8 protein-coding genes are annotated in these 10,169 nt (G+C 45.2%); 3 read left to right on the top strand and 5 right to left on the bottom strand.

Annotated features, from left to right (window positions below):
* Positions 1-26: 26 nt before the first annotated feature.
* On the bottom strand, positions 27-1,952 hold the full coding sequence (locus HMPREF1535_RS19605) for a DUF4132 domain-containing protein (protein ID WP_046147215.1): 1,926 nt from the start codon (positions 1,950-1,952) through the stop codon (positions 27-29).
* A 7-nt stretch (positions 1,953-1,959) separates the two neighbouring features.
* A complete protein-coding gene (locus tag HMPREF1535_RS19600) occupies positions 1,960-5,196 on the bottom strand; it encodes a DUF4132 domain-containing protein (RefSeq protein ID WP_046147214.1) in 3,237 nt (1,078 codons plus the stop codon).
* Between the two features lie 41 nt (positions 5,197-5,237).
* On the opposite strand from HMPREF1535_RS19600, the gene HMPREF1535_RS19595 reads away from it, so the two are divergent.
* From HMPREF1535_RS19595 to HMPREF1535_RS19585, 3 genes are all read left to right on the top strand, one after another.
* The gene (locus HMPREF1535_RS19595) at positions 5,238-5,642 is read left to right on the top strand and encodes a hypothetical protein (protein ID WP_046147213.1); all 405 of its coding nucleotides are present in this window, start codon (positions 5,238-5,240) and stop codon (positions 5,640-5,642) included.
* A gap of 229 nt (positions 5,643-5,871) precedes the next feature.
* Complete coding sequence (locus HMPREF1535_RS19590; RefSeq protein ID WP_046147212.1) at positions 5,872-8,172, top strand: TonB-dependent receptor; 2,301 nt, start codon at positions 5,872-5,874, stop codon at positions 8,170-8,172.
* Positions 8,173-8,273: 101 nt separating this feature from the next.
* Entirely contained in the window at positions 8,274-8,702 is a 429-nt protein-coding gene (locus HMPREF1535_RS19585) for an HIT family protein (protein WP_007657113.1), read from the top strand.
* A gap of 39 nt (positions 8,703-8,741) precedes the next feature.
* On the opposite strand, the gene HMPREF1535_RS19580 is transcribed toward HMPREF1535_RS19585, so the two are convergent.
* The 3 genes from HMPREF1535_RS19580 to yihA form a co-directional block, all read right to left on the bottom strand.
* On the bottom strand, positions 8,742-9,068 hold the full coding sequence (locus HMPREF1535_RS19580) for a type II toxin-antitoxin system RelE/ParE family toxin (RefSeq protein ID WP_007657112.1): 327 nt from the start codon (positions 9,066-9,068) through the stop codon (positions 8,742-8,744).
* Positions 9,053-9,355, bottom strand: coding sequence for a hypothetical protein (locus HMPREF1535_RS19575; protein ID WP_224265325.1), 303 nt, complete (start codon positions 9,353-9,355; stop codon positions 9,053-9,055). The genes HMPREF1535_RS19580 and HMPREF1535_RS19575 overlap by 16 nt, the downstream gene beginning before the upstream one ends.
* A 210-nt stretch (positions 9,356-9,565) precedes the next feature.
* Positions 9,566-10,168, bottom strand: a complete 603-nt coding sequence (gene yihA / locus HMPREF1535_RS19570) for a ribosome biogenesis GTP-binding protein YihA/YsxC (protein ID WP_007657110.1) — start codon at positions 10,166-10,168, stop codon at positions 9,566-9,568.
* Position 10,169 lies beyond the last annotated feature (1 nt).

The raw sequence follows: 10,169 nt of genomic DNA, 5'->3' as shown, positions 1-10,169 counted from the left end.
GTAAGTGCTGTATTTGTTTTATTCGATTATTCATTCAGCGGAAAGGCACGATTCAGTATATCCAGCAGAGTGCTGATAAAGCGTTCGGGGATAGACGATAACGGTAGCCTTTCCTCTTTGGGCAACTGTATGGTGTTTATATCTTCCCCTTCTTCCACGGATGAGAAGTATAACTCTTTCAGGAAACAATCACTTTCTTCGTAAACAAATGAAAGCTGTGCCACCACATTGAGAGACCGGTCTATGATATGAAGCGTGTTGTTTTCTATCCGGGTGGTTATATCTGCCGTTTCAAACTCGTAAATGTTGCTGAGATAGACTTTTTTCCCTGAATAACGAAGAAGGGTATCTCCCTGCTTTTCCGTTTCGGTCAGACGATGGACCGGTGCGCTCAGTTGGGGAATGAAAGGAATAAGCTCGTAATCGTCCAGTTGCTCTTTCCAGCCAGCCAGCGTTTCATCGGGCAAGTCAATCGGATGCACGAGGGAAATGACTGCGTTGTCCGGGAGAAGGAATTCTTTTTCGTCGGCAGTTGTGAACGTGCCGTCTTCCAGGTAACGGAAAGAATCCTGGAGTTTCCCTTCCTTATAGACGCCCCAGATAAGTCCGGTTGCTATATACCGCATGACCGGATTCTCTATAAAGGTTGCCAGCCAGGCCTCTTTGGGCCAGGTCCGTCCGTTCTTGAGCGACTGTTCCAGCCGTCTTTTCTGAATATTGGTCTGCGTCTTAACCCGTTTCTTCAGGCTGGCCTGTTCGGCTCTGGCATTTTCAGCTTTCTCCCGATCATCGCTCTTTAAAGGGGCGGGAAGTGACTTGCTTACTTTCTGCTTATCAAGATCAAGTACGGATATGCTGAAGTCGGGCATCAAAGTTACCCGGAAAGTACGTGTGCCATAATCCACCCTCTTTTCTCCCTGGCGGTTAAAACCGAAGTCGGGGATGATTTGGTCGGCGAGTTCTTCTATCGACAGGCCTTTCCGGATGGCGGCTTGCCGGAATGCTTCCCAGGCAGCACGTTTGTACATGCCGTTGGGAGCAGTCTCCATCCAGTCGTTGAGTATGATAAGCGCGTTAGGACTAGCCTTCAATCCCAGCAACTTCATCGTGAGACCGACAAGTTGTTTGCGGGAGGCTTTCGACCATGACTTTATCAGGGGGGCTAATTGGGCTATCTGCCATTCTGCCCCGTAGAAACAATAAGGAAGCAGAAGCATCCTCCTGTTGGCCTCCGCACTATCTGCCAACCAATACCGGAACAGTTCTTCCAGGGCCGCCTGCCATTCTTTTTCATCGACGAAAGGGACAATCGCATCACAGGCATGCAGCCGGGTGATTTGGGTGAGTGCCATATGTTCGCTTAATACATAACGGAGCACATGGCGCGGCACAAACTCGTCTACATCGGTTTCATTTGCCCAATGGATTCTCGTATAAGGTTTCTGTGGTAACCAGGCTATTTGTTGCGTGCAATATAGCTCGATATGTTTGCTGCAATAGTCGATAACAGCCTGTTTGTTTCTGAATTTGATTTTACGGGCTGAGGCATGTGCGTTATCCCAGTATTTGAATAACTGCCGGGTCCAGTTCTGCGAATCCTCGTCCAGTTCCGGATACAGTTGTTCCAGTAAATTGCGGGTTTTCTTCTCTTTGTCGAGGATGATCTTTTCGATGTTTCTGCGGATTAGTTTGGAGTTTTCCTTCAGTAATCCCAGTAACTGCTCATAGTCTTTCAAGCCGCAATCGGAAAACAGCTTATTCAACCAGATCAGTCTCTTTTTCAATGCGACATCACTATATAAATAATCGTATGCTGCCTGTTTGTTCTTACGGATTATGTCGTCGAGCGGCATCTCCTGAAATGTTTTCAGAACCTGCCAGTCGGAGGCTGTATATGCTTCGCAATAGCTGTCGAATAATGCTGCTAAATCCGGTTGTTGCTTTTTCTTCATATCCTTTTTATTCTTCTTTCAATACATCAAAAATACCCAATACACTGCTCAGGAAGCGGGCCGGAACACTTTCGGGCGAGAGGATTGCGTTGTTTTTCGGTTCGTCGTCGGTCGTCTGGTCTTCTCCCAGGCGGTAGAGGATGACATCTCCGAGTGTCACGTCGTCATTATATTCCTGGCCCATGTACATATATTCGAAGTTCAGCAGGGCGGCCATATTCAGGTATTTGTCTACCAGATGATAACAAGTGTAGCTGCCGGCATCCCATACCTCTCCGCGAACCATGTTGTGTTTCTTTGCCATACCGCTTATCTTTCCTGACTTGACGGTCAGGCCGTTGTAACGGGTTATCTTATTTCCGTCCGTCTCCTTTTCTCCTAAAACAATTATGGGAGCGGTTAGTTGCGGGATGGGCTGCACAATTTCATAATCATCCAGTTGCTCCTTCCAGCCTGCAAGAACTTCTTCCTCCAGCTCGATGGGATGGACGAGGGTGATAGCAGCTTTTTCGGGCAGCGTATATTCCTCTTCATCTACTGTATTGAATGTGCCGTCTTCCATATAACGAAACGTTCCGGTCAGTTTGTCTCCGTCATACACACCCCATATCAGGGCGGTTGCAAAACGGTGCATAATCGGGTTCTCTACAAAGAGGGTGTTCCAGGAACCGGCTGTCCAGCGACGTCCGTTCATCAGTACCTTTTCCAAACGGTTGGTTTGTGACTGTACGGTGGCCTTGATTTGTTTTTTCAGTTCGGAGAATTCCTTTTTGGCGGCCGTCGCTTTCACTGCGTCGTCATTGGCTCCGGGAGCAGGCATCGACTTGATGGCTTTCTGTTTTTCGTTATCGAAGATAGAAAGTGAGAAGTCGGGCATCAAGGTTATTGTGAAGTTTCGCGGACCGTAATCGAGTATCTTTTCTCCTTCCTTATTGAAGCCCAGGGTGGGGACAATCTTGTCGGAGAGTTCATCCTCCGGTATTTCCAATGCTTTGGCTGCAAAAGAGAAGGCTGCCTTGGCGGCATTTTTGACCTGATTATTGGGGAACTTGACAGAGATGCCGTCTATCATGACCAGTGCAACGCTTCCTCCGTTCATGGCGATGGCGTTGACCACAAAGGCGGCGATAGCACCACGTGAAGCTTCGGCCCAGTCTTTCAACTGCGTTTTGAGGCGGAGTATCTGTGTGTCGGAACCGTAGATGCAATACGGGACCATAATCATTTTCTTTTTGGCTTCGGCTCCGTTCTCTTTCCAGAACAGATAAATGTTCTCCATCATTTGCTGGAAGTCCGGAGTATGCAACTGCTCCGTTATTTTATCGCAAGCCTTTATTTTGTAGGCTTCTTCCAGACAGAGATATTCGGAGAGGATATAACGGGTGACGATGGCGGGCGCTTTTTCGGTCATGTCGGCAAAGCGTACGTCGGTGAACATGTCTTCGGGTATCCAGGCAATGAATTTCTGATTATCCTTGTCGAAGTTGTCGTTGCAATATTCGACGACGCTTTCTTTGGTAAAGGTAAAGTCTGCACCGAATTTCCGTTCGTTGTCCCAGCGTTTGATGATTCGTTTACCGGCTGCCAGGGCATCTCCTTTCAGTTTGGATAATCCCGATTCCAGCAACGGACGGGTTGCTTCTTCATGGAGGTTAATCAACTCTTCGGCAGTCTTGCGGAGTATCTTCGATTTGTTGGATAATAACCCGAGCAACGGTTGGACGTCCGTTATTTTACAGGTTCCGTAAATCATGTCGAGCCAGTTCTGTGTCTCTTCGATCGAGAGGTCGCCGCTGTTTAGCAAGTCCAGTGCCAGAGACTGGTGGCTGATAATATCTTCTTTATCCAGAACGTCCTGCATCCGGTTCGGGTTATAGGCATAGGCTTTGAAGGCTTCGGCATAGGTGAACCGGCTGGTGGTGTCGAGTAATAGCCGAAGGCTTTCCTTTGGAGAACTGTTCAGCCATTTCTTACGTGTTTCAAGGAATATGTATGTAAGATATACCGGATTATTTATTGCGGCACTGGTACGGACCTGAATCAGCAGCACGTTGATGAACCGCCGGGCCAGTTCCGACTCACAGTATAGAAGAGCCAGGGCACCGATCAATAAAGCCGGAGCATTTTTCCCGTATCCCCAGCCGAAGTTGCCGCAATTCTTCAGACGATTCTCCCAGGTAACTTGCGGTGTCGAATCGTCCGTCAGGGCTGAAATAAAATTATCGGTGTTACCTAAGTTTTCTCCCAGCAGGTTAAGCATGCAGCGAGCCTGTAACTCTGTACTTTCTGCCAGTTCTTCCGTGCCTTCTCCATGTTCGAGCAGGATTGACAAAAGGTAAAGGCTGTAGGCGGCCTGTTGGATGGGAGTTGTCTTTGCCAGCATCCGGTAGACTTCCATGAACAGTTCTTTATCTTCTTTATATAAGGTATGGAACATGGATGCCTTGTCGGCATCATTATCTTCTGTCAGAATCAAATAATAATAAATGCCTAAAGGAGCCCCGATCGATTGCAGGAATGCCAGCATCTTATGCGGATTGAGATGGAAGAACAAGGCCCGTGCCGATATAGTCTCTTTGAGCAGTTGGAGTAAACGCTCTTTTAGTTCGGGAGCGAACTTATAGCAGAAATACAGGATGAATGTGAAACTCGGACCGGAATATCTGTAAGCCAAAGCAGTCAGTACCGGCAGATAGCGAGCATATTTATCCGCATCCTGTTCCAGCAACAGGATGGCCAGGTATAAAGCCAGGTATAATTCATGGGTGTTGTTTCGCTGTTCTTCCAGTTCCTTTAATTTATCGGAAAGAAGCAGGTCGGCAAATGCTTCCGATTCGGACGGGCAATATTTCAGTAATATCTGTGCTGTTTCATATAACTCCGGACCTTGTGTTTTGTGACGGGTTACCGACTCTTTAATCAGGTTTCTGAAATCATGGCCGTAACCGATGAGCAGGCAAATCTCCAGATCATCTTTCATCCCCCATTTATGGATAGGTCCGTCGCGACGTATTTTCGAGAGGATAACCAGCATGCGGCGTGCCAGCTCCGCATTGTCCCCGTTTAATTCGTGTATAATCCAGGCGTCATAATCAACATATATCTTTGGGCCCGACATCACCGTTTCGGGAATCTGGTCGGTTTTCTCGTCCAGATATTCATATACTTTCGGGGTGAAAGTGCATTTGTAGTATCCTTGCTCATAGATTCTAGTCCATTGTTCGAGCATTTGTTCTTTTGTCATGGTGTCGTTTTAAAGTTTGCTTTGATTGAATATATAAGCAAATGTATAAAAAATATTTTGTAATTTTGCACCTTCCAAACAATAAGGGCGTGAGACAAACGATGAGAAAATATCTGAAATGGCTGCTGCCGGTGATTTTTATCGCCTACTATAGCTGTATCACGTTATTTATCCATGTCCATATCGAACATGGCACGACGATTGTCCATTCTCACCCTTTCGGAAAGATGAACGGCGGTCCCTGCCATCATCATGCTTCCCTTTCCGAAATACAGCTATTCCATATACTGACGACTCTTAGTGTGGAAGATGGGGCTGTTCATGCGTTACATCTGAATTTTAATGCACAGCAAGTCGCTGAAATAGTAGAATATCCGGTCTATCCGGATTATAAACTCCCAGACAAAGGGCTGTTTAGCCTTCGTGCCCCTCCTGTTTTCTGCTAAAGAATAGTAAGACTTTTATTGATAAGGATAGGTGTTTCTACTATAAACATACCGTCCTTCTAATCTTTTGACCCTGGTCGAATACATTTTTGACCTGGGTGAAACATGTAGTTGACCCAGGTGAAATATGTATTCGACCCAGGTCAAAAGTATAAAACATCGGAGGCTTTGAATTAGAAAGTGCCGTGTTTTACATTATAACATTACCTATTTATCAGAACAAATCGCAATGAATAAGATAATTACGCTTATACTATGTCTATGCTGTGTCTTTACAACAGCATGGGCGGATGATGCTCCGGCCCTGAATCCGTCGGATGCCAATATCGTAGGACATATACTGGACAAGAAAACGGGTGAGCATCTTTCTTTTATTAATGTATTTCTGAAAGGAACGACAATCGGTACATCGACCGATGCCACCGGTCATTATTACCTGAAGAACCTGCCGGAAGGCAAATACACCCTGGTGATGAAAACGCTGGGCTTTAAGACTGTAGAGAAACCTATCACCTTGAAGAAAGGAAAAACGCTGGAAATCAATTTTGAGGCGGAGGAAGACCTGGTATCGTTGGATGGGGTTGTCGTATCGGCAAACCGTAATGAGACAACCCGCCGCCTGGCTCCTTCGTTGGTGAATGTGCTCGATTCAAAAACATTTGAGACGACACATGCTACTTCTTTAGCGGACGGTTTGAACTTCCAGCCTGGTGTGCGTGTGGAAAACAATTGCCAGAACTGTGGGTTTCAGCAGGTGCGTATCAACGGACTTGAGGGCCCTTATACGCAGATATTGGTTGACAGCCGTCCGATATTCAGTGCTCTGACGGGTGTGTACGGTTTGGAACAGATTCCGGCCAATATGATCGAACGTGTGGAGATTATGCGTGGGGGAGGTTCCGCCTTGTTCGGTTCTTCCGCTATTGCCGGTACGATTAATATCATTACCAAAGAACCGTTGCGAAATTCGGCACAGATTTCTCACTCACTGACGATGATTGGCGGCGACCGTCCCGATAATAACACAACGATAAATGCTTCGCTGGTGACGGACGACCATAAAGCCGGTATTTATATGTTCGGACAGAACCGTTATCGCGGAGCTTACGACCATGACGGTGACGGATATACCGAACTGGGCAAACTGAATGCCCGCACGCTCGGTTTCCGTTCTTACCTGAAAACAAGCATGTATTCGAAGCTGACTTTCGAATATCATAATATCAATGAATACCGTCGTGGCGGTAACCTGTTGGACCTGCCTCCCCACGAAGCCGATATTGCCGAGCAGACCGAACATAACATCAATGGCGGTGGCCTGAAGTTCGATTTGTTTTCAAAGGATTATAAGCATCGTCTGAATGTGTATACTTCTGCCCAGCATACAAAAAGAAACAGTTATTACGGCGCAGACAAGAACCCGAATGCTTATGGCAGCACAACGGATATGACCTTTGTCGGAGGAGCGCAGTATTCCTATGAATGGGATAAATGTCTTTTCATGCCTGCCGAGTTTACGGGAGGTGCCGAATATAACTATGACGATTTGCAGGATAAGATGTTAGGCTATCACCGCACGATCGAGCAGACTGTACATATCGGTAGCGTTTTCCTGCAAAACGAATGGAAGAATGAGAAATGGAGTTTCCTGATCGGTGCACGGATGGACAAGCATAATTTGATAGACCATGCGATATTCAGTCCGCGTGCCAATGTGCGTTTTAATCCGACCAGCGATATAAACCTGCGTCTGTCTTATTCGAGTGGTTTCCGTGCTCCTCAGGCTTTTGACGAGGATTTGCATATTACGGCAGTCGGCGGCGATGTGGCGATCATCCAGATATCTCCGGACCTGAAAGAAGAGAACTCGCAAAGTATCAGTGCCTCTGCCGACTTTTACCGTCGTTTCGGTCCGGTACAGACTAATTTCCTGGTAGAAGGTTTTTACACAGACCTGCGTAATGTCTTCATCCTTGAAGAGATAGGGCGCGACAATGATAATAACTTGTTGATGGAACGTCGTAATGGGAAAGGTGCTCGTGTGATGGGAATAAACCTGGAGGCAAAAGCCGTCTATTCATGGATGCAGATTCAGGCAGGCGCAACTATCCAGCGCAGCCGTTACAAAGAACCGGAGAGCTGGAGTGAGAATGAGAATCTGGCACCTCAGAAAAAGATGTTCCGTTCGCCGGATGTATATGGTTATTTCACTTCTTCATTTACCCCGGTGAAGCGGTTGACGGCTTCGTTGACCGGTACTTATACCGGTAGCATGCTGGTTCAGCACCTGGCCGGTTATATCCCGGAAGACAGGGAGGAGAAAACGAAGGACTTCTTCGACCTGAATGTAAAGGTGGCGTATGATTTTCCTCTTTATAAATCTGTTACTTTGCAGGTAAATGCAGGTGTTCAGAATATCTTTAATTCTTATCAGGATGATTTTGATAAATATGAGAAACGGGATGCCGGCTATATTTATGGTCCGGGTATTCCCCGCAGTTATTTCATAGGTTGTAAGATCAGTTACTAAGATGCTGATTTAAAATATTCGGAAAGGCCCGGTAAAAGTTTCTTGTTTTTACCGGGCTTTATGTTTACTTTAGCGCCCATTATAAATAAATCTGATATAACATGAATTTAAGTGATCCCAAAGATTGTTTGTATTGCACGAACAATCAGACTTTAGATGATTTGATGATCGAAATAGCTCCTTTATCAGTCTCCCGGCTTTTTCTTTTCAAGGAACAGACTTATTATGGCCGTTGCCTGGTTGCCTATAAAGAGCATGTGCACGATTTGAATATGCTGAGCGATGACGAACGGAATGCATTTATGGCAGATGTCGTAAAAGTAACCCGTGCCATGCAGAAAGTATTCAATCCGCAAAAGATAAATTACGGTGCTTATTCCGATAAGCTGTCGCATCTGCATTTTCATCTGGCCCCTAAATATGAAGATGGTCCCGATTTCGGAGGAACATTCACAATGAATCCGCAGAAAGTTTATCTGTCGGAACAGGAGTACAAGGAGATGGTGGAGAAGATAAGAGAGGCGTTGTAAGGCTATATAAGATAAAAAAGGAAGCGAAACTGCTTCCTTTTATCTTAGTTGTTCATTAAAATCTTCCGGATTCTGACTGTTAGACCAAATGTTGGCAATACAGATTGTCTTTTTTTCTACATAGTAAATGATTTTATGGTTCTTATGTTCTACGAAGGAACGATAATTTCTTTTACATGTTTCGGTATTCAGTTCAATCGGTTGTCCCATATTAGGATTTAATGCCAGTAAGTTTACAGTATCTAAAATACTGTTTATGAATTTGTCGGCAGCTCTAATGCCCATTTCTTTTTTATACCAGGCATAAGTTACTCTAGCATTCTTCCTTGCTGGACGTTTCCATTTAATAGTTAAAGGTTTCTCCATGAAGCAACAGCTTTTCGCATCTCTTCCTGTGTATAATAAACAGGATCGGCCTCCGACAACCTAAGGCTTTCTATCTTCTCCTCATAAGATAATGGACGCATAGCATTTTCAATCTCTTCATCAGTGATGATGTCAATGTCATCCACTTGAGTAGTACGGGATATTTTGTATCGGTTAGATGCGATACGTTTAATATACTTCTTTACTTTCTCGATACTTTCCGTGTCAAGGTTAATGATTTCGTTGAACAGCTCCAGGCGTTCACCCTGTAATTCCATTGCTTTCATATCTTTACTCCTTTCGGTTTTGATGAATTACAAATGTATTTATTTTTTTGGAACCGGCATAAGATAAGTAAAGAAAAATTATTCAGGAGGCTGTGGTTGCACGGCAACTATACTTGGTGAAGCGCAACCTTGCAGAGCGGATGATTGTATCCGCTCCGGTATAATTGTGGCGATTCCGTGCAACCGACACCATGTCGCTCCCGGATAATGCTACCCTTTTAAACTTTTATTTATTGTATCGATATAATCAAGTATTTCTTCCCGCCCGTCTTTTTTCTCGGATGAAGAAAGTAGGATAGGGGGAAGCTCTTCCCACGTTTCAAGTAATTTTTCCTGATAGGCTTTCAGATTTTCTTGTAGACGGCCTTTACTAATCTTATCTATTTTGGTGAAGATGATGGAGAAAGGAACTCCGTTCTCACCCAGCCACTCCATAAACTCCAGGTCGATTTTCTGTGCTTCATGGCGGCAGTCAATTAAGACGAATAGATTAGTTAGCTGCTCACGTTCCAGGATATAATCTTCGATAATCCGCTGGATATTCTGTCTTCCTTCTTTTCCCCGTTGGGCAAAGCCATATCCGGGAAGGTCGACCAAAAACCAGTTGTTGTTGATAATAAAATGATTGATAAGCAATGTCTTCCCTGGTTTCTGTGAAGTCATTGCCAGACCTTTCTTGCCTGTCAGCATATTGATAAGGGAGGATTTGCCAACATTGCTTCGCCCGATAAAGGCATACTCCGGAAAGTTTCCTGCGGGGCATTTCTTTACGTCTGTGTTACTGATAACAAATTCTGCACTTTTGATTTCCATA

Source organism: Parabacteroides goldsteinii DSM 19448 = WAL 12034, from assembly GCF_000969835.1.
GTDB classification, from domain to species: Bacteria; Bacteroidota; Bacteroidia; order Bacteroidales; family Tannerellaceae; genus Parabacteroides; species Parabacteroides goldsteinii.
This window is presented reverse-complemented; position numbering and strand designations above follow the sequence as displayed.